This window comes from Rhodococcus sp. BP-332 (assembly GCF_019836065.1).
Taxonomy (GTDB): Bacteria; Actinomycetota; Actinomycetes; order Mycobacteriales; family Mycobacteriaceae; genus Rhodococcoides.
This window is the reverse complement of record NZ_JABUEC010000002.1, coordinates 685,173-704,094: the sequence shown is the minus strand read 5'-3', so window position 1 is coordinate 704,094 and position 18,922 is coordinate 685,173. Positions and strand designations below refer to the sequence as shown.

Annotated in this window: 18 protein-coding genes and 1 pseudogene; 7 read left to right on the top strand and 12 right to left on the bottom strand. The window is 69.8% G+C overall.

All coding sequences use genetic code 11. From position 1 onward, the window contains the following. Nucleotides 1-5: 5 nt before the first annotated feature. On the bottom strand, nt 6-929 hold the full coding sequence (locus tag HQ314_RS09030) for a GNAT family N-acetyltransferase (protein WP_222649849.1): 924 nt from the start codon (nt 927-929) through the stop codon (nt 6-8). Beyond that, nucleotides 926-1,522: a peptide deformylase gene (locus HQ314_RS09025; protein ID WP_027506240.1), complete on the bottom strand. Its 597-nt coding sequence runs from the start codon at nt 1,520-1,522 to the stop codon at nt 926-928. Before HQ314_RS09025 ends, HQ314_RS09030 begins: the two co-directional genes overlap by 4 nt. Before the next feature lie 271 nt (nt 1,523-1,793). On the opposite strand from HQ314_RS09025, the gene HQ314_RS09020 reads away from it, so the two are divergent. The 4 genes from HQ314_RS09020 to HQ314_RS09005 all read left to right on the top strand — a co-directional run bounded on the left by HQ314_RS09020 (nt 1,794) and on the right by HQ314_RS09005 (nt 4,644). After that, nucleotides 1,794-2,102 (top strand): DUF3263 domain-containing protein, encoded by a 309-nt coding sequence (locus tag HQ314_RS09020; RefSeq protein ID WP_027506241.1) that lies wholly within the window; start codon nt 1,794-1,796, stop codon nt 2,100-2,102. 129 nt (nt 2,103-2,231) lie between these two features. After that, on the top strand, nt 2,232-2,708 hold the full coding sequence (locus tag HQ314_RS09015) for a LytR C-terminal domain-containing protein (protein WP_222632640.1): 477 nt from the start codon (nt 2,232-2,234) through the stop codon (nt 2,706-2,708). A gap of 47 nt (nt 2,709-2,755) precedes the next feature. Next, complete coding sequence (locus tag HQ314_RS09010; RefSeq protein WP_222649848.1) at nt 2,756-3,487, top strand: superoxide dismutase family protein; 732 nt, start codon at nt 2,756-2,758, stop codon at nt 3,485-3,487. 41 nt (nt 3,488-3,528) lie between these two features. Then, complete coding sequence (locus tag HQ314_RS09005) at nt 3,529-4,644, top strand: glutamate--cysteine ligase (RefSeq protein WP_222649847.1); 1,116 nt, start codon at nt 3,529-3,531, stop codon at nt 4,642-4,644. A 30-nt stretch (nt 4,645-4,674) separates the two neighbouring features. Here the strand turns inward: HQ314_RS09005 and mnhG are convergent, their stop codons facing one another. From mnhG to HQ314_RS08975, 6 genes and pseudogenes are all read right to left on the bottom strand, one after another. Further along, nucleotides 4,675-5,022, bottom strand: coding sequence for a monovalent cation/H(+) antiporter subunit G (mnhG, locus tag HQ314_RS09000; protein WP_027506245.1), 348 nt, complete (start codon nt 5,020-5,022; stop codon nt 4,675-4,677). Between the two features lie 95 nt (nt 5,023-5,117). After that, a pseudogene (locus HQ314_RS08995) lies at nt 5,118-5,369 on the bottom strand (monovalent cation/H+ antiporter complex subunit F); the annotation flags it as partial. After that, nucleotides 5,366-6,031 carry a Na+/H+ antiporter subunit E gene (locus HQ314_RS08990; protein WP_261781499.1) on the bottom strand — a complete coding sequence of 222 codons (666 nt, stop codon included), beginning with the start codon at nt 6,029-6,031 and terminating at the stop codon, nt 5,366-5,368. The gene HQ314_RS08990 and the pseudogene HQ314_RS08995, both read right to left, overlap by 4 nt. Further along, nucleotides 6,028-7,671: a Na+/H+ antiporter subunit D gene (locus HQ314_RS08985; RefSeq protein WP_222649846.1), complete on the bottom strand. Its 1,644-nt coding sequence runs from the start codon at nt 7,669-7,671 to the stop codon at nt 6,028-6,030. The genes HQ314_RS08990 and HQ314_RS08985 overlap by 4 nt, the downstream gene beginning before the upstream one ends. Then, nucleotides 7,668-8,237: a Na(+)/H(+) antiporter subunit C gene (locus HQ314_RS08980; RefSeq protein WP_027506246.1), complete on the bottom strand. Its 570-nt coding sequence runs from the start codon at nt 8,235-8,237 to the stop codon at nt 7,668-7,670. Before HQ314_RS08980 ends, HQ314_RS08985 begins: the two co-directional genes overlap by 4 nt. After that, the gene (locus HQ314_RS08975) at nt 8,234-11,059 is read right to left on the bottom strand and encodes a Na+/H+ antiporter subunit A (RefSeq protein ID WP_056442264.1); all 2,826 of its coding nucleotides are present in this window, start codon (nt 11,057-11,059) and stop codon (nt 8,234-8,236) included. Before HQ314_RS08975 ends, HQ314_RS08980 begins: the two co-directional genes overlap by 4 nt. A 135-nt stretch (nt 11,060-11,194) precedes the next feature. Here HQ314_RS08975 and HQ314_RS08970 point away from each other — a divergent pair, with 135 nt between their 5' ends. Further along, complete coding sequence (locus tag HQ314_RS08970) at nt 11,195-11,605, top strand: NUDIX domain-containing protein (protein ID WP_027506248.1); 411 nt, start codon at nt 11,195-11,197, stop codon at nt 11,603-11,605. Between the two features lie 11 nt (nt 11,606-11,616). Here HQ314_RS08970 and HQ314_RS08965 read toward each other — a convergent pair whose 3' ends face one another. Together HQ314_RS08965 and HQ314_RS08960 are read right to left on the bottom strand one after the other, a co-directional pair. Continuing rightward, nucleotides 11,617-13,020 (bottom strand): hypothetical protein, encoded by a 1,404-nt coding sequence (locus tag HQ314_RS08965; RefSeq protein WP_222649845.1) that lies wholly within the window; start codon nt 13,018-13,020, stop codon nt 11,617-11,619. Next, complete coding sequence (locus tag HQ314_RS08960) at nt 13,017-14,267, bottom strand: hypothetical protein (RefSeq protein WP_222649844.1); 1,251 nt, start codon at nt 14,265-14,267, stop codon at nt 13,017-13,019. The genes HQ314_RS08965 and HQ314_RS08960 overlap by 4 nt, the downstream gene beginning before the upstream one ends. A 67-nt stretch (nt 14,268-14,334) precedes the next feature. On the opposite strand from HQ314_RS08960, the gene HQ314_RS08955 reads away from it, so the two are divergent. Next, nucleotides 14,335-15,084, top strand: coding sequence for an isocitrate lyase/phosphoenolpyruvate mutase family protein (locus tag HQ314_RS08955; protein WP_027506251.1), 750 nt, complete (start codon nt 14,335-14,337; stop codon nt 15,082-15,084). 1 nt (nt 15,085) lies between these two features. Here the strand turns inward: HQ314_RS08955 and HQ314_RS08950 are convergent, their stop codons facing one another. Continuing rightward, nucleotides 15,086-17,278, bottom strand: coding sequence for an AAA family ATPase (locus tag HQ314_RS08950; RefSeq protein ID WP_222649843.1), 2,193 nt, complete (start codon nt 17,276-17,278; stop codon nt 15,086-15,088). Between the two features lie 75 nt (nt 17,279-17,353). Here HQ314_RS08950 and HQ314_RS08945 point away from each other — a divergent pair, with 75 nt between their 5' ends. Then, nucleotides 17,354-18,064 carry a type 1 glutamine amidotransferase gene (locus HQ314_RS08945; RefSeq protein ID WP_222649842.1) on the top strand — a complete coding sequence of 237 codons (711 nt, stop codon included), beginning with the start codon at nt 17,354-17,356 and terminating at the stop codon, nt 18,062-18,064. On the opposite strand, the gene HQ314_RS08940 is transcribed toward HQ314_RS08945, so the two are convergent. Next, nucleotides 18,061-18,915, bottom strand: a complete 855-nt coding sequence (locus HQ314_RS08940; protein ID WP_231476405.1) for a phosphatidylcholine/phosphatidylserine synthase — start codon at nt 18,913-18,915, stop codon at nt 18,061-18,063. The genes HQ314_RS08945 and HQ314_RS08940 overlap by 4 nt on opposite strands. Nucleotides 18,916-18,922: the final 7 nt, after the last annotated feature.

Sequence of the window (18,922 nt, the reverse complement as noted above, 5' to 3'; positions counted from 1 at the left end):
CGACCCTAGCCCGGGGCGGTGACACCCTCCGGGCTCGCGTAGCGATAGCGATGATGCTCCGTGAAGCCGAGGCGCTCGTACAGCGATCGCGCCTCGTCGTTGTCCACCTCGACCTGGACGTAGGCGTGCGTCGCGCCGTGGTCGGCACCCCACCGCATCGCTTCGGCACACACCGCGGACCCGTGACCGCGCCGACGCTCGTCGGGTCGAGTGGCCACCGCGGTGATGCCGACCCAGCGTCGTCCGGTCGGCGATGCGGTGACGGCAGCGCGGGCGACCGCGGTGTCGCCTCGTCGGAGAAAGGTCACGACACCGTCGTGGACCGCGGTGAGGAGGTCCGGACGATGCCGGTAGCGGGGATGGTGCGCCAGCCATCGGTCGTCGGGCGCGGCGATGCGCTCGGTGTCCGTGTCCGTGTCCGGCCCGGTCGACGACGGGATCGGCAGCGTCAGCACCAGTGCCTCCGCCGACAGGCTCCATCCCGCCGGCGCCCGGAGAAGTCGGTCCGGCAACGACAGCGAGGGTTGCAGGTCCCGGTCGCGGTACCAGGCGGCGACGGCCGGCAGGTCGACGGCGGACGCGTCGGGACGCAGGGGGCTCGCCGAATTGCCTCGTCGGGTCACGCCGGCGCCGGCGCGGAGCAGCCATCCACCGATCCACTCCTGCTCGAGGCCCGGCCACGCATCGGCCGCCGCACTCTCGAGACCGCGGATCTCCGAATTGCGGACGGGCCGAGGTGCCAACGCCTTGAGTGCGACGATGCGCTCGGCCGGCACGGTCACCGGGTCACCGGACTCCGGCTGCACGGTCACCGCGGTGCCGGACGCCGCGAGGATGCCGATCACGTCGGTGAACGGCGGGGTCGACCCGTCCGGCAGGCGGTACCGCAGCACCACCCGCGAGCCCGGAACCGGGGCGTCCCGAGTCACTCGTCGTCGTCGTGGCCGAACGGATCCGCGACGGTGCCGGGGATCCAGCTCAGCCCGGGTACGCCCCACCCGTTCTTCTTGATGGCCTTCTTCGCCGCCCGCGCGTTGCGTCCGACCAGCACGTCGACGTAGAGGAAACCGTCGAGGTGGCCCACCTCGTGCTGCAGCATGCGCGCGAAGAAACCGTGCCCCTCGATGTCGACGGGCTCACCCTTCGCATCGGTTCCGGTGACACGCGCCCACTCGGCCCGACCCGTCGGGTGCTGCTCGCCGGGAACCGAGAGGCACCCCTCGTCGTCGTCGTCCGGATCGGGCATCGTCTCGGGAATCTCCGACGTCTCGAGAACCGGGTTGATCACCTCGCCGCGGCGGCGCGTCACCGTGCCGTCCTCGCTGTGGTCGGGGCAGTCGTAGATGAACAGTCGGAGCGGTTCACCCACCTGGTTGGCGGCCAGTCCGACACCCTTGGCGGCCTCGAGCGTGTCGTACATGTCCGCGATCAACGTCTCGAGTTCCGCGGGCGACGCCGTGACCTGCTGGGTGGGGGTGTGCAGCACCGGGTCACCGACGATACGGATGGGGAGAATTGCCATGGTCCAGAAGGATACTGCCCGCCCGGTGGACGATTTCTGGTCCGGTCGGCCGGGCCGAGACGCGCCGCGGTGTCGCCGCATCCCGGAGCCCGGTCCGTGGTTAGATTGGCGGCGAACGACACGGATGTGATTCACCGCCGTGCGCGGACCTCTTCGGGTCCGGGGGACGCGCGAGAACACGGTCACGGCCGGGTTCACACGGCACAGCCCGAGGTCGACGGCAGAGCTCGCGAGACGCGATGCCGAGGGCGGCACAGACGACAGGAGTGAGATGGACAGCGCTGCAGCGCGAAGTCACGGGCGAGCCGACGGGGCCGACGAGCCGAGTGACGGACTCTCCCGCCGGGAACACGACATTCTCTCGTTCGAGCGCCAATGGTGGAAGTACGCCGGCGCGAAGGAAGAAGCGATCAAGGAACTGTTCGACATGTCGGCGACCCGCTACTACCAGGTGCTCAACGCCCTGGTGGACAAGCCGGAGGCGCTGGCCGCGGACCCGATGCTCGTGAAGCGCCTGCGTCGTCTGCGCGCGAGCCGGCAGAAGGCACGCGCTGCGCGTCGACTCGGCTTCGAGATCTGACGGGTGTCGTCCCGCGCCGCCCCGGGTCACCCGGTTCGGCCGAGTCGCTAGGCTCGCAGCGTGACTGATCAGACCCCCGCGAGCACTCCGACCCCGGACTCGTCCGGCCCACCGTTGCGAGCGCTGGCCATGGTTCTGCTGTCGCTGGCCGTCGTCTTCGCAGGTCTCGGCTTCTTCTCCCTCACGGGCTCGGACGAGGACACGCCCACCTCCACCGCAGCGGCCGTGACCACCACCGCCGCTGCGGCAGCACCCGCCGCGCCGCAGTCCGACGCGAGCGCCGGGTCGGCCGCCACGACGACGACCAGTGCGCCGTCCTCCACCACGGCCGCGGCACAGTCGTTGCGCGTCCTCAACAACAGCAATGTCAGCGGACTGGCCGCCGAGGTGGCGCAGACGCTCGAGTCGGCCGGTTTCACGGTCGGCGAGACCGGCAACTACAGCAGCGGCACCATCGCGGCCTCCACGGTCTACTACGACCCGTCGGTGTCCGGTCAGCAGGCCGAGGCCGAACGCATCGCGACCACACTGGGCTTCGGTGTCGAACCACGTTTCGAGGGCATCGAGTCCTCCACGCCCGGCATCATCGTCATCGTCACCGGGTGACTAGAGTTCAGGTCAGCACGTCCCCACACATCTAGGAGACCTTCACCATGGCCAGCTGGAAGCGCAGCCGAGTCGCACCTCGCACCCTCGTCGTGGCGCCTCTCGCCGCAGTAGCCCTGTTCGGCATGGTGGCCTGCAGCAACGGCGAGGAAGCCAGCGACGTCGCCGGCACGACCCCGCCCGTCTTCACCAGCTCCGCCGCGCCCGCGGGTTCCGAGCACGGCGAGGAGTCCCACAGCGCGGGCGGCGAGGGTTCCGAGGGCGGGGGCTCGGCGACCGAGGCCGCGATGACCGGCGACCTGCGCAGCCCCGAGGGCGAGACCATGGGCACGGTCTCCTTCGCCGAGGTCGACGGACACCTCGAGGTCACTGTCGAGGCTGAGGGTCTGACCCCCGGCTTCCACGGCCTGCACATGCATCAGAACCCCGTGTGCGAGCCCGATTCGGTCGCTCCCACCGGCGGCGAGCCCGGCGCATTCCTGTCCGCCGGCGGTCACCTGCAGGTGAACGGCAACACCGGCCACCCGGCCAGCGGCGACCTGACCTCGCTGCAGGTGCGTGAGGACGGCACCGCCGACCTCACGACGACGACCGACTCGGTCACGCTCGACGACCTGCGCGGCGGCGTGGCCGTCATCGTCCACTCGGGCGCCGACAACTTCGCCAACATCCCGACGCGCTACACGCTGCCCGACGGCCAGCCCGTTCCCGACGCGACGACCCTCAGCACGGGCGACGCCGGCAGCCGCGTCGCCTGCGCGGTCGCCGAGTCCGAGTAGACGGGCACGTCCCCCTGAAGAACGAGTCGAGATCGACCACGGTGCCGTTCGCCGGGTCGGAGCGTCCGACCATCGGCGTCGAGTGGGAGATCGCGCTCGTCGACCGCGTGTCGCGGGATCTGTCGAACACCGCTTCCGAGGTGATGGACGGCGTCGTGGAGCTCGCTGGAGCGCACACGCCGCGCGTGACGAAGGAACTCCTGCGCAACACGGTCGAGTTGGTGACCGACATCTGCGACACCGTCGGTGAAGCGATCGACGATCTGAGCGAGTCGCTGGATCTGGTGCGCCGCGCCGCGGATCCGTTGGGAGTCGACCTGTTCTGCGCCGGGACACACCCGTTCGCCGAGTGGTCGTCGCAACAGCTCACCGCGGCCCCGCACTACGACGAGCTGATCGAGCGCACACAGTGGTGGGGTCGGCAGATGCTGATCTGGGGCGTCCACGTCCACGTCGGACTCCGCTCGGCCGACCGGGTCTTCCCGATTCTCAACTCGATCCTGCTGCAGTACCCGCACCTGCTCGCGCTGTCCGCGTCGTCCCCGATGTGGGCCGGGTCGGACACCGGCTACGCCAGCAACCGCGCGCTCATGTTCCAGCAGCTCCCCACCGCGGGACTGCCGTTCCAGTTCGAGACCTGGTCGCAGTTCGAGGGTTTCGTGCACGACCAGATGAAGACCGGCGTCATCTCGCAGCTCGGCGGCATGCACTGGGACATCCGTCCCGTGCCGCGGCTCGGCACCATCGAGATCAGGGTGTGCGACGGGGTGTCCACCAAGCGTGAGCTCGGTGCCCTGGTCGCCCTGATCCACTGCCTCGTGGTGTATCTCGACGAGCGGCTCGATGCCGGCGAGCCGTTGCTCACCATCCCGCCGTGGCACGTGCAGGAGAACAAGTGGCGCGCCGCGCGGTACGGGCTGGACGCCGAGATCGTGCTCGACGCCGACAGCAACGAGCGGCTCATGACCGACGACCTGTTCGACCTGCTGGAGAAGCTCACCCCGATCGCCGTGCGGCTGGGGTGCGTGGACGAGCTGGGCCGCGTCGCGGACATCCCGCGCCAGGGTGCGTCGTATCAGCGTCAGCGTGCCCTGGCGGAGAGGTCGGGGGGCGACCTCATCGCCGTCGTCGACTCGCTCATCTCCGAACTCCGCTGACCAGAACGTCGCTGACCAGAACCTCGCTGATCAGGCTCGGTCGTTGCGCTCGTCCGCGCGCAGCTCGTCGACCATGAAGAGGTCGTCACGGCTGCTCTGCTCGCGATAGGCGACCTGGCCCACGGTGTGCGCGATGATCGGCGCCGTGAGCACCGTGAAGACGCCGACGAGGAAGATCATCCAGATGTCGACGTTGCCGCGCAGGCTGATGAACGCGCCGATGAGAATCAGGATCAACCCCACCACCTGAGGCTTGGTGGCGGCGTGCATGCGGGACAACGTGTCCGGGAAGCGGACGACTCCGATGGCCGCCGTGAGCGCGAGGATCGATCCCAGGATGATCATCGTGCCGCTGATGATGTCGAGGACGAGTGTCATGACTTCCCCTGCCGTCGGTCGCGGGACTCGTCTCCGCGGGGTGGGTGCGGGGTCCGCGCCGTGGCGGCGGCCGCGGCGCGCCGGGTCTCGGGTGTGTCGGCGACGCGGAACCGCGCCACGCTCACCGACCCGACGAAGCCCACCACCGACAGCGCGACGATGGACGGCACCAGCGTGGTGTCGCGGGAGTACACCGCCCACACCATCACCCCGCAGACCGTGAGCGCGATGAGCGTGTCGACGGCGACGAGGCGGTCGAGCGAGTTGGGGCCGGCGAGAAGGCGATACGCGGTGATGACGGCGGCGGACAGCAGCATCACGCCGGAGACGATCAGGACGACGGTCACGACCGGTCCTCCTTCCGGTCCGACCTGCGGGCGGACGAACTCTCGTCGCCGGACTTGTCGGAGTAGTCGGTGCTGATGTCGTCGACGGTGTCGGCCACGCTGTCCACGTCGGTGTCCGCCATCGATTCGATCTCGGTGGCCGGGTGCCATTCCGGGTCGCGCTCGAACGCGGAGATGAAGGCCGTCTCGTAGGCACGCACGATGGTGCGGAACTGGTCCACCGCATCGGGTTTCGCGACGTCCAGGACGTGGATGTACAGCACCCGATCCTCGCGGTCGATGTCGAGCACCATGGTGCCGGGCACCATGTTCAGCGCGTCCACCATGAACGTCAGCACCAGGTCGGACTTGATCTGCACCGGGTAGCGCAGCACCGCGTTGACGGGTGACGGTCCGGGACGGATCGCGGCCCAGGCGACCTGGACGCTGGACACCGCCGCGTACCAGACGAGCACGCCGATCAGTCGCACCACCGACAGGGGGTGCACCCGGCCCTCGACCGGAACGCGCGGCAGCGCCAGGACTGTCATCACGAAGAGTCCGACCACGAGACCGCCCAGGATGTTGGCCGCGGAGACGTTGCCCCACAACAGCACCCACACGCCGGTGAGCCATGCGAGCAACGCGGCCTTGAGGGCGACGTCGCGACTCATGAGGGTCATCGTCCTCCCTCCGCCGGTGCGTCGCGTCCGTCCGCGTAGGTGACGGGATCCTCGACGGTGCCCAGCACGGCCGAGATGTAGACGTTGCGGTCACGCAGGTCGTCGGCGGCGCGGTCGCTGATCCCGATGAACGGTCCGGCGAACACGGTGAGCGACAGTCCGACGAGCACCAGTCCCACCGTGGGGACGAGCATCCCGACCGGCATCCGGCCCGGATCGACGCGGCTGTCGAAGTCGACGTCGTTGGCGTTGTCGAGCAGCGCGGTGGGGGAGTCGTCCGACATCTCGCCGTCCGGGGCGTCGGCGCGGGCGCGCCAGAACGCCTTCGTCCACACACGGGCGACGACGTAGAGCGTGAGCAGGCTGGTGATCGTGCCGCCCGCGACGAGGACCCAGGCCAGCACGCTCGCCTTGTCCGCACCGGCCTGCAGCAGCGCCACCTTGCCGATGAAGCCGGAGAACGGGGGGATGCCGCCGAGGTTGAGCGCGGGAACGAGGAACAGGATGGCCAGGAGCGGGCTGGCCGCGGCGAGACCACCGAGCCGGCGCAGCGACGACGACCCGGCCTGGCGCTCGATGAGGCCGACGACGAGGAACAGCGTGGTCTGCACCAGGATGTGGTGGGCCACGTAGTACACGGACCCGGAGAGACCGGCCTTCGTCGACAGCGCGACACCGAAGATCATGTAGCCGATGTGCGAGACCAGCGTGAACGAGAGCAGACGCTTGATCTCGCTCTGGGCGATGGCACCGAAGATGCCGATGACCATCGTGAGCAGACCGGCGACCAGCAGCACGTTGTCCATGGCGCCGTCCGGGAAGAGCAGCGTGTGGGTCCGGATGATCGCGTACACACCCACTTTGGTGAGCAGGCCCGCGAACACGGCGGTGACCGGCGCGGGCGCCGTCGGGTAGGAGTCGGGGAGCCAGGCCGACAGCGGGAAGACCGCGGCCTTGATGCCGAACGCGACGAGCAGGATCGAGAAGATCGCGAGCCGCGTGCCCTGCGGGATGTCGTCGAAACGCAGCGCGAGCTGGGCGAAGTTCAGAGTGCCCGTGGCCGCGTACGTGGCGGCGATTCCCGCCAGGAAGATCATCGACGAGACGACGGAGACCATGACGTACGAGACGCCGGCACGCACCCGTTCGGCGCTGGCACCGAGCGTCAGCAACACGAACGACGCGACGAGCAGGACCTCGAACCCCACGTACAGGTTGAACAGGTCACCGGCGAGGAACGCGTTGCACACACCCGCCGTGAGCGCCAGGTACGTCGGTAGAAAGATCGACACCGGCTGATTGGCGTCACCGTCGCGGATGCCCTGCCCGACGGCGTAGACGATGACGGCCAGCAGCACGATCGACGAGACCACCAGCATCAGAGCGGACAGGCGGTCGACCACCAGGGTGATGCCCATCGGCGCCTCCCACCCGCCGACCTGCAGCGCGGTGGTGCCGTCCCGGTCCGCCAGGTAGAGCAGGACGCACGAGACGGCGGTCACGGCGACGAGCGCGACGATGGTGACCGCCCGCTGCGCGCGTGGCTTCCGACCGAGCACGAGGCACAGGGCGGCCGCGAGCAGCGGGATGAGGACCGGGAGCGGGGTGAGGGTTCCGATGATGGTCGGCGACAGCGTCATCGGGAGTCACCCGCCGGCGTGGAGACGTCGTCCCGGTCACGGAACTTGCCCTCGTGGAGATCCTCGTAGCACTCGAGGTCCTCGCGGTTGGCGATCTGGTCGAGAGGAATCGGGTTTCCGTCCTTGTCGAAGGCGTCTCCGGCCTCGCCGGGCTCGCCGGTGATCGGATCGTCGGACTTGTCGCGGTCCGGAGCGTCCGCGAGGCTGCGACGCGTGAGCACCTTGGTGTCCTCGGGGTCGTTCTCGACGACGTCCGCGATGTTGATGGTGTACGACCGGTACGCCAGGGCCAGCACGAAGGCCGCGATGCCCATCGTGATGACGATGGCCGTGAGGATCAGGGCCTGCGCCAACGGATCCGCGTCACCGTCGGCGACCTCGGACACGCGTCCGACCACGGGTGGATTGCCCGACCCACCGCCGGAGGTGAGGATCAGCAGGTTCAGCCCGTTGCCCATGAGCAGCACGCCGAGCAGCATCCGGATGATGCTGCGTTCGATCAGCAGGTAGACCCCGGCCGCGATCAGCGCGGCGACGACCACGAGCATTCCGATGTTCGCGGTCACTGGCGGCTCATTTCGATCTGCGCGTCGAGGCGCGCTCCGAGGCTTCGAAGGACGTCGAGAACCAGTCCGACGACGATGAGATAGACACCCAGGTCGAAGAACAGGGCGGTCACCATCTTGATGTCGCCGAGGATCGGGAGCGTCACCTCGAAGGTGGCGGACGACAGCACCGGTGCTCCGAGGAACAACGAGGCGAGGGCCGTACCGCCGGCGAACAGGAGGCCGATGCCGAGAATCTTCCCGGCGTCGAACGGCACCGTCTCGCCGAGCTCGTAGCGGCCACCGGCGAGGTAGCGCAGCACGAGGGCGAGGCCAGCGGTGAGTCCACCCGCGAAGCCGCCGCCGGGCGCGTTGTGGCCGGCGAAGAAGAAGTAGATGGACAGCATCATGACCGTCGGGAACACCAGGCGAGTGGTGATCTCGAGGACCAGGACGCGGTGCTTGGGGTCGATGAGATCGCTGCCGCTGAGCCACGTGATCTCGGACGCGACCTGCTGGCCGTCCATCGCCGACGGGGCGTCGGACACACGCGGCGCACTGCCGAAGCGACGATTGCGGAACACCAGGCTGGCGACGCCGGTGGCCGCGACGAGCAGCACCGAGATCTCGCCGAGGGTGTCCCAGGCGCGGATGTCGACCAGGATCACGTTGACCACGTTGCTGCCGTCACCGAAGTTGTACGCGGCGTCCGGGAGCAACTCCGCGATGGGGCGGGTGCTGCGTGCGTTCATCGCGAACGCTCCCACCAGCGTGACCGTGATGCCGACGAGCACGGCCAGGGCAGCGCGTGCCGGCTTGCGGCCGAACGCGCGCCCCTCGTCGATCTCCGCCGGCAGCTTGCGCAGCACGAGAACGAACACGACCAACGTGAGCGTCTCGACGAGGAACTGGGTCAGCGCGAGGTCCGGCGCACCGTGCACCGCGAACAGCACACCGCAGCCGTAGCCGGTCACACCGACGAGCAGCACCGCTGCCAGACGGTTCCTCATCACCACGGCGCCGATCGCGGCCGCGACCATGATGGCGCCCACGATGAGCTGGATCGGGGAGTCGGCGAGACGACTCTCGACGCCGGTGCGGGTGTAGACGATCAGCGACACGAGCGGGAACAGAGCGAGGGTGGCAAGGATGGTCGCCTGCGTGCCGGGAAGCGAACCGCGCTGGGTGGTTCCGGTGAGGCGCAGCGACAGCAGGTCCATCAGGTAGAGGACGCGGTCGTACACCCGGTCGGCGTTCAGCGGCACGGCCGGGACCGTTCGCGCGATCGCCTTGTGCACTCGGTAGAGCAGGACGCCGACGAGGATGACGACGACGGTCAGACCCAGCGGGAGGTTGACGCCGTGCCACAGCGCGAGGTGGTAGTCCTTCGCGCCGTAGGACGGCAGGGTCTTGCTGTACGGCGCGATCAGGGTGTCGACGACCGGCGCGGCGAGGCCGGCCACCAGTCCGAGGACGGCGAGCAGCACGGGCGGGAAGAGGAAGAACCATCCCGGTGCGTGCATCGAGGCGACGGCGGCGCTGGGCTGCCGCAGCTTCTTGCGACCGAAGGCGCCCCACACGAAGCGCAGGCTGTAGGCGACGGTCAGGATCGAGCCGACGACCATCGCGGCCAGCACCAGCGCAGACGAGAGCGGACCCATCGCGTCCGAGTCGAGCGTCGACTCGAACGCGGTCTCCTTGCCGATGAAACCGAGGAACGGCGGAAGGCCCGCCATGCTCGCCGCTGCGATCACGGCCGTCGCGGCGAGAACGGGCGACCGGTCCCCGAGATGCGCGAGCTTGCGCACGTCTCGGGTGCCGGTCGAGTGGTCGATGATGCCCACCACCATGAACAGCGCGGCCTTGAAGAAGCCGTGGGCGAGGACCATCGCGAGGCCCGCGAGCATCGCCGTCCGCGAACCGATGCCGACGATGGCGACGAGGAAGCCGAGCTGGCTCACCGTGCCGAATGCGAGCACGAGCTTGAGGTCGTACGCACGCAGTGCGCGGTAGCCGCCGACGAGCATCGACGCCAGACCGAGCGTGAGGATGGTGAAGCGCCAGGGCCCGGCGTCGGCGAAGCCCGGTGCGAGACGCGCCACCAGGTAGATGCCGGCCTTGACCATCGCCGCGGCGTGCAGGTACCCGCTGACGGGTGTCGGCGCGGCCATGGCGCCGGGCAACCAGAAGTGCAGAGGAACGATGGCCGACTTGCTCAGCGCGCCGACCAGGACCAGGACCAGGGCGGTGCCCGCCAACCAGCCGCGGGGCGCCGCCTCGATGACGTCGGAGAGGTTGTAACTGCCCACCGTCTGGCCCAGCACGATGATGCCGACCAGCATGGCGAGACCGCCGGCCGTGGTGACCAGCAGAGCCTGCGTCGCGGCGCGTCGACTCGAGGCGCGCTCGGCGTAGTGCCCGACCAACAGGAACGACAGCACCGTCGTCAGTTCCCAGAAGATGTAGAGCATCAGCATGTTGTCGCTGGTGACCAGCGCGAACATGACACCGGCGAATGCGACGAGCTCCGCGGCGAAGATGCCCAGACGGGGCTCGTCGTCCTCGAAGTAGCGAGCGCAGTAGAGCAGGATCAGTGCGCCGATGCCGAGCACCAGCGTGGACATGACCGCGGCCAGGGAATCGAAGCGCAGATCGATGTTCATGGAGAGTCCGGGGACCCACTCGATGGACAGTCGCTGCTCGGTGTTCCAGTTCGCGGCCACCCAGACGAGCGAGGCGGCCGGCACCGCGGCGAGCGGAAGAAAAGCCTGTCGTCCCCACAGACGCACGAGAAGCGGCGCGATCAGCGCGGCCACCGTGTGGGCAACGAGAATGGAAAGCAAGAGGCACTCCGTCGTGGACGTCGGGGCGGCGGGGTGTCGGACGCACGAGACGTCGTCCACTCCATACTACCGGTGCGGGTCCACGCCCTCGCGGTCAGCGATACCCACCCCCGGTACGGGTATGGTCTCCGGGCGATGACCGAACCACTGCGCACCGCCGCCCTCGCCCTCGTCCGTGACGGCCGGATGCTGCAGGCCCGGTCGGTCGGCAAGCGTGCGTTCTACATGGTCGGCGGCAAGATCGATCCCGGTGAGACACCACTCCAGGCGCTGCACCGCGAGGTGCGGGAGGAACTGGGCGTCGACGTCGTCGAGTCGTCGGTACACCTGCTGTGTGTCGTCGAGTGCCCGGCGTTCGGCGACCCCCTCGGCCGCGATCTGCACATGACGTGCTTCTCCGCCGACCTCACCGGCGAACCTCGGGCCACCAGCGAGATCGCTGATCTGCGGTGGTTCACCGTCGCCGAGTACGCCGCCATGCCGGATGTCGCGCCGGGATCGATGCGCGTCTTCCGGCACCTCCAGGCGCAGGGCCTGGTGATCTGAGGAACCCGTGCTCACGCATGGGGTTCGGCGTCCTGCTCGGGGGCATCTGTGCGCCGGGACAGCCACACGATGCGCAGCGTGCAGAGCGCGGCGACCCCGAGCAGGAGGTAGGCGGAGGTGAGGTCGGTGGACGTGTACTCGGCCATGACAGTGTCGAGGTCGCCGATCACCGACAGGCTCCCCGTGTACGCGTCGCCGGTGGGCTGGTCGGACCCGATCGACAGCTGATTCAGCCACTCGGGGTCGAGTGTCTGCGCCGGTACCGGCGCCGCCGCACTGAAGAGGATCGCGATCCCGGGCAGCGCCGCCGCCAATGGCCGTACCGTCGCGTGCGGATCCGCGGTGACGGCGGTCAGGGCGATCGGAACGAGCGCGGCCACCACCCCGAGTGCTGCCGCGGACACCTCGTCGACGCTCACGAGGGCAGCGCCCATCGGCAGCGCGGTGAGTGCCAGGGCCGCGAGCCAGGACGTGATGCGTCCGACCGGGAGCCGCCAGGCCAGGACGGCGCCGAGGACCAGTCCGACCACGCCCACCACGGTGAGCAGCCGGGAGTCGAGCAGGGTGCGGGCGCCCACGTTCCACATCGCGACGGCAGCGGCCGTGACGAGGATCGCGACCAGCACCGTTCGTGCATCGGCCGACTCCCACCGTGCGGCGACGCGGTCCACGACGACGAGCGCCACGATCAGCACGACGATCGCCTTCCACAGTGCGTACTCGCCGGTGCCGACGATCTCGACACCCACGCGGCAGACGACGGCGACGATCACCGCGTAGACGGTGAGGCGCACCAATTCGCGAGCGGTCGGGTCCTCGTCGGGATCAGCGGCCGGTCGATGCAGAACGGCGGCGACGATGCACGCCGCGAAGGCGGAACCGATCAACCACCAGGCCGGTTCGCCGAACACGCTGGTGCTGTCGAGACGCGTCGCCACGAACGCGGCGGACGCGGCGGTCGTTCCGACGGAGGCGAGCAGCGTTCCCCCGAGCACGCCGGTCGCGAGGGCCACCCATCCGGCGGCGGATCGTCGGGTGGCGTGCAGGACGAGGCCGACCAGGACGCCGGCCGCGCACGACTTGAGGATGTGCAGTGCGGTGAAGACGGCCAGGCTCGCCGCTTCGGGAATCGCCACCTTGGTGAAGGCGAGCACCACGACCAGCAGGGCCGCGCACACCCATGGTGCGATGCGCGTCGGCATCCGCAGTCCGACGGCCAGCGCGACGGTGACCACCACCAGCACCTGCCCGACCACGGTGGCGGTGGACTGGGTGGACGACCACCCGATGAGATCGTCGACGGTGGCCGCGAACGGCCAGGTGTCGCTGCGGGGGCCGGACCACGCGAGAGCGCCGAGAGCTCCGACGAGCGCGGCTGCGAGGAGGGAGGTGGCGAGGGCGATGTGGTGTCTCACCCGCGGCGCCGTCGGATCAGTTCGGCGCCGACGGCGCACAGAGCGAGGCAGGTCACCGTCACCAGTGTCCCTGCCGTGGGCTCGGTGAGGGTGACGGACCCCGACTGCAGGGTGAGGGGCGTGTACGCCGTCCAGCCGAAGTCCGCCGAGATCGGGGACGAGGGCATGGTCGTCAGAGCGAGGGGGACGAGCAGGCCGGCGCCGACGACGGCGGCGGGTGACGGCACGTCGACGGACGCGGCGCCGGCCCCGACGACGGCGCCGGTCGCGAGCGCCGCCGCGATGACGGCCACTCCGGTGAAGGACGTCCCGAGGTGGATCGCCGCCACCACGGCCGCGCAGCACAGGATGGCCAGCGGTGTGCCCACCGCGGGTCGTGCACGGGCGCCTGCCGCGGCGCCCACGGCGCAGGCGAGTGCGACCCCGACGACGAGGAGAAGGGGGAGGGCCGTGGTGCCCGCCGTCGTGAGGACGACGACGGAGGCCGGCCGCGTCGACAACCACAGCACGGTGCCCGCGACGACGAGGACGCCGCCGCTCGGCAGTGCCAGAGCGACACCGACGAGCACCAGCGTGACGACGATCGTCGACACCGACCACGCGGCCGTCGTGGTCACCGCGCCCAGCCCGGCTGCTCCGGCGGCGGCCGTCAGGTTCGTGACCAGCACCGGGACGAGTCCGACGAGGGCGACGATCACTGCCGTCAGGGCGGTGCGAGTCGAGGAACTCCGGGACGAGCGCTGCGTCCTCGACTGCAGACCGATCGCGAGCACTGTCACCACCGTCGCGGCGACGAGTGCGATGGTGCGGTACGTCGTCGTGTCGGTGTCGACGTAGGAGGCGTAGCGCCGCGGTATCGCGACGACGGTGATGCTCAGGACCAGAGAGACGGTCGACGCGACTCCGAACGCGGCGACCCACAGGCGTCGGACCGAGGCGAGGACCGCGAGCACGCCGAGGACGACGCCACTGCCGAGCGCCCCCAGCAGGGACAGGGCGGCCGAGGATCCGAGAGTGCCCAGAACCAGCGCTGCGCCGCCGACGGCAGCGAGGACCGCGGGTGCGGCTCTGCTCGATCGCCCCGTGAGCAGCGCGGCCACGGCCACGGCTGCCACCACCGCTGCGGGGCCGTTGCCGGTGTCGGCGACGAGATCGGGCGACGTCACGGCATGCACGGCGGTGCCCGCACCGACGACGAGGGCGATCGGCGTCGACACGGCGTCGAGACGTCCACCGGATGCGCTCACGCGGCGAACCTATCGGTCTTCATCCGGTTTCGGGAATCGACAGCGGCCCCCCTCGGTTGCCCCGAGCATGACACTCGCAACGAAGGCCACGACCCTCCTCGAACTGCACGTCCCCGGAAACCCGGTGATCCTTCCGACCGTCTGGGACGCCTGGTCGGCGAACCTCGCGGTGAGCGCGGGTTTCACTGCCCTGACCGTCGGCTCGCACCCGGTGTCCGACTCGATCGGCAAGCCGGACAACGAGGGCATCACCTTCGACGAGTTGCTCACTCGCATCCGCCAGATCACTGCCGCCGTCGACGTGCCGATCTCCGTCGACATCGAGTCGGGCTACGGCGAGGACCCGAAGCGTCTCATCGAGGGACTGATCGACGCGGGTGCGGTGGGCCTGAACATCGAGGACACCGTGCACAGCGAGGGCGGCCGTCTGCGTGAGGCGCAGGAGCACGCCGACTTCGTCGGTGCACTGCGCGCAGCCTCGGATGCCACCGACGTCCACGTGGTGATCAATGCCCGTACCGACCTCTTCGTCAAGCAGATCGGTGACGAGAACGATCGCGTGGATCGCGCCATCGCCCGCCTGAAGCTGGCGGCCGCTGCCGGTGCCGACGTGCTCTACCCGGTCGGCTTCCACAGCGACGACGATCAGAAGCGACTCACCGCGGAGCTCCCGTTGCCGGTCAACGCCATCGGCCACCCGGTGAAGAACTCGAAGTCCGCCCTCGCGCAGCTGGGTGTCGGTCGTGTCAGCTTCGGCCCCATCTTCCAGATGGTGCTCGCCGAGCGCGCGAACGAGGTGCTCGCCGACTGGGCGTGACCTAGTCCCTCGTGCTGTAGGCCTCGAGAGCGGCCACCTGCACCGGATCGAGTGACGGCCGGACGGCGTCGCGCGCGGTCGCGACGTCGTCCGCTGTCACGACGGCGGTGTCGACGTCGCGGCGCATCGCGGCGAGAGCCGCCTCGCGCAGCAGTGCCGCACAGTCCGCGGCGGAGTACCCGTCGAGATTCTCGGCCAGAGAGTCGAGATCGACGTCGTCCGCCAGCGGCACCGAGGCTCCGGCCGTCGCGAGGATCGCGCGACGCGCCTCGGCGTCGGGCGGCGGTACGAACACCAATTTCTCCAGTCGTCCGGGCCTCAGCAGTGCCGGGTCGATGAGCTCGGGCCTGTTGGTCGCGCCGAGGATCACGACGTCCTGCAGCGGCTCGACGCCGTCCATCTCCGTGAGCAACGCGGCCACCACGCGATCGCCGACGCCGGAATCGCTGCTCTGCCCGCGGCGCGGTGCCAGGGCGTCGACCTCGTCGAGAAAGATGAGCGACGGTGCCGAGTCTCGTGCTCGCCGGAACAGTTCGCGGACGGCCTTCTCCGACGAGCCGACCCACTTGTCCATCAACTCCGCGCCTTTGACGGCGTGCACGCTGAGTTGCCCCGAGCTGGCGAGTGCCCGGACGACGAACGTCTTGCCGCACCCCGGCGGGCCGTAGAGCAACACGCCCCGCGGCGGCTCGACACCGAGCCGCGCGAAGGAGTCGGGATGGCGTAGCGGCCACAACACCGCTTCGGTCAGCGCCCGCTTCGTCTCCACCATGTCGCCGACGTCGTCGAGGGTCAGGCTGCCGACCGCGAGTTCCTCGGTGCCCGACCGGGAGAGTGGCCGGATGACCGACAAGGCCCCGACCAGATCGTCCTGTGTGAGAACGGGCTCGGCCGAGTCCCGGTGGGCACGCACCGCGGCCCGGACGGCTGCCTCCCGGCACAGGGCTGCGAGGTCCGCGACGACGAATCCGGGTGTGCGCAGGGCGATCTCGGCAGGGGTGATCTTCCGGGTCGGAACATCACGTAGCAGCGCTTCGAGCAACGCGGCGCGCTCGACCGACCCCGGAAGCGGGAGCGCGAGCTCGCGATCGCACAGATCAGGTCCGCGCAGACGCGGATCAGCGGCGTCCGGCCGTGACGTCGTGCAGATCAGGACGGTTCCCGGTGTCTGCACCACCTGTCGCAGGCGATCGAGGACGAGAGTCGACACCGGATCCGCCGCAGAGCCCCGTCCGTCGGCGGACAGGGGGAGCAGCGCATCCACGTTACCGACGAGAAGCACTGCACCGGTGGGACTGTCGGTCAGTCGATCGGCCGCGGCGACCACCGCGGCCAACCGGTCCTCGGGGGCGAGCGACCCGACCGACGGACCGTCGATCTCCACCAGCCTGCGACCGGCGGCGACGGCGCGGACGAAGGTGGACTTGCCCACGCCGCCCGGCCCGGTGACCAGGACGCCGAGCTGGGCCGACGCGCCGAGAGTGCGGAGCAGCTCGGGGCGATCGAGCGAGAGTTCGAGCCACTCCGTCAGTTTCGCCGCCTGGTCGCGTACACCGACCAGGTCGTCCACCGGAATCACGGGCTGGGGCGGAGCCTCGACAGGTTGGGGTGTCGCGCGGTCGTGCGACTGTCCGCGGGCAGCGGCGCCGCGCGTCACGGCCGTCGTGGGCTGGATGCTGACGATGCCGGCCGGGTCGGTCGACGTGACGGTGAGCAGTTCGGTGGTCCACGCGACACCGACCGTGCGCGAGAGCGTCTGCGAGACCGACGCGGTGGAGGTTCCCGGCCCCAGGTCGCGGGGCAGGAGCGACACGGCGTCGCCCGCGACGACCACCTTTCCCAGCAGTGCTCGGCGCAGCGTCGCGTCGTCGAGCGCGGTGGTCGTCGCGGATCCGTGCACCAGGACGGTGCGTGCCGCCTGCACCGAGACGGGAGCGACGACGACCGACGCGTTCTCCGTCAGTCCCGCGTTCGACATCGTCACGTCGTCGAGCAGCACGGTCCCCGTGGGCGTTCCGGCCGGTGCCTTTGCCACCACGGTGGCGGTACGCCTCGCGCCGATCAACTCGACGGCGTCCCACTCGCGCAGTCCGAGCGCGGTGAGCACCTCCGCGTGCACACGGACCACCCCGCGGCGGGCATCGGCGGCGGAGGTGGTGAGGCGAACGGTCAGGGCGAGATCGGGGGTGCTCACTCCCCGAGCCTATCGAGCCGACCGGCCCGGGCTCTCGCTCCAGCGTGTGCAGCCTGGCCCGTTTATGCTGCGCGCATGACCCGTGCCGCCCTCGTCTTCCACGAACGTGACCACGCCCTCGGCGTCCGGAACGTCGGCTCGATCGGCCCGGCTCTCCGCGATCGCGGATTCGAGACGACGACCTTCTCGTTCGAGGGTGACAGCCGCGACGCGGACCGGCCCACGGCCTCGTCGTTCGACCTGATCGTGCTGATGGGCTCACCCGACGCCGCCTACGACGATGCGCTCCCGTGGCTGGCGGAGGAGATCACCTGGCTCGGTGACGCTGTCGCGCAGCGCGTTCCGGTTCTCGGTGTGTGCTTCGGTGGTCAGCTGCTCGCGCGGGTGCTCGGCGGGACCGTCACGCGTGCGGCCGAGTCGGAGCACGGATTCGTGACCGTGCGGACGGAGTCCGACGAGCTGATCGCGCAGGGTCCCTGGATGCAGTTCCACGACGACACGTTCACGCTCCCGCCGGGCGCCGAGCCGCTCGCGACCACGGCGGCCGCACTGCAGGCCTTCGTCTCGGGACCGCACATCGGTCTGCAGTTCCACCCGGAGATCACGGTCGACGTGTTCGAGTCGTGGATCGAGGGGTGGGACGCACGGGGAGTGCGGGCGGAGGTGGAGGCGAGTGTGGACGTCCCCGCGATCCGCGCCGAGGTCGAGCGACGGGAGCAGGCCTCCATCGAGGCCTGCTCCCGGTTGATCGACGCGGTCCTCGCTCGTGCGGGAGTGTCCCGCTAGATCTCGTCGCGGGGCGGGACGTCGGCTGCTCGGGCGCTCGGTGACCGGAGTCGGAGCCGAGCCGAACTCGCCGTGGCGCGGGCGGGACGACGCCGCCGGGCGATCCCGGTGCGTGCCGGGCGGTCCTTGCGCATCGCTCGTCGTACGGCCCGTCGCTCGGCGGGCTTGGCCTCCCACGTCTCGGGCCGCGCGGCCACCCATCGCTGCGACCGCACCGCGAACGGGATGTGGAGCAGATACAACACGATCAGGACCATGAGCAGCACGAACGGGAACGTGATCAGTGCCGCGCCCGCCAGGCCGACGAGGATCAGCAGCAACGTCGCCATCCTCGGCGGAACCGAGACGGTCTTGAACGCCATCGTCGGGATACGGCTGACGATGAGCAGGGCCGACAGCACCACCCAGGTGGCGACGACGTAGTACGAGGACCACCAGCCGTTGCCCCACTGCTCCTCCGCAGCGAGCGGGAGGAGTGTGACCAGGGCCCCCGCCGGAGCGGGGACACCCACGAAGTACTCGCCGGCGAACGCGGGCCGGGAGTCGTCGTCGAGAAGTGTGTTGAACCGGGCGAGGCGCAGCACGATGCTCACCGCGTAGATCAGGGCGATGACCCACCCGCCGCTGCTGCCCTCGAGCAGCGTCACGTACAGCACCAGGGCCGGCGCGACGCCGAAGGAGATGGCGTCGGCGAGCGAGTCGAGCTCGGCTCCCATCCGGCTGGTCGCGTCGAGCATGCGTGCGATGCGACCGTCGAGGGCGTCGAAGACGGCGGCTGCGCCGATCATGGCCAGCGACAACCCGAGTCGACCGTCGAGCGCGAACTTCACGGCGGACAGTCCTGCGCACATCGCCAGC

Excerpts from the sequence above, each read along its gene's own strand:
- HQ314_RS09025 (WP_027506240.1), bottom strand. The coding sequence starts at position 1,522 with ATGGCAATTCTCCCCATCCGTATCGTCGGTGACCCGGTGCTGCACACC.
- HQ314_RS09020 (WP_027506241.1), top strand. The coding sequence starts at position 1,794 with ATGGACAGCGCTGCAGCGCGAAGTCACGGGCGAGCCGACGGGGCCGAC.
- HQ314_RS09015 (WP_222632640.1), top strand. The coding sequence starts at position 2,232 with ATGGTTCTGCTGTCGCTGGCCGTCGTCTTCGCAGGTCTCGGCTTCTTC.
- HQ314_RS09010 (WP_222649848.1), top strand. The coding sequence starts at position 2,756 with ATGGCCAGCTGGAAGCGCAGCCGAGTCGCACCTCGCACCCTCGTCGTG.
- mnhG (WP_027506245.1), bottom strand. The coding sequence starts at position 5,022 with ATGACACTCGTCCTCGACATCATCAGCGGCACGATGATCATCCTGGGA.
- HQ314_RS08990 (WP_261781499.1), bottom strand. The coding sequence starts at position 6,031 with ATGACCCTCATGAGTCGCGACGTCGCCCTCAAGGCCGCGTTGCTCGCA.
- HQ314_RS08985 (WP_222649846.1), bottom strand. The coding sequence starts at position 7,671 with ATGACGCTGTCGCCGACCATCATCGGAACCCTCACCCCGCTCCCGGTC.
- HQ314_RS08970 (WP_027506248.1), top strand. The coding sequence starts at position 11,195 with ATGACCGAACCACTGCGCACCGCCGCCCTCGCCCTCGTCCGTGACGGC.
- HQ314_RS08955 (WP_027506251.1), top strand. The coding sequence starts at position 14,335 with ATGACACTCGCAACGAAGGCCACGACCCTCCTCGAACTGCACGTCCCC.
- HQ314_RS08945 (WP_222649842.1), top strand. The coding sequence starts at position 17,354 with ATGACCCGTGCCGCCCTCGTCTTCCACGAACGTGACCACGCCCTCGGC.
- HQ314_RS08940 (WP_231476405.1), bottom strand. The coding sequence starts at position 18,915 with ATGTGCGCAGGACTGTCCGCCGTGAAGTTCGCGCTCGACGGTCGACTC.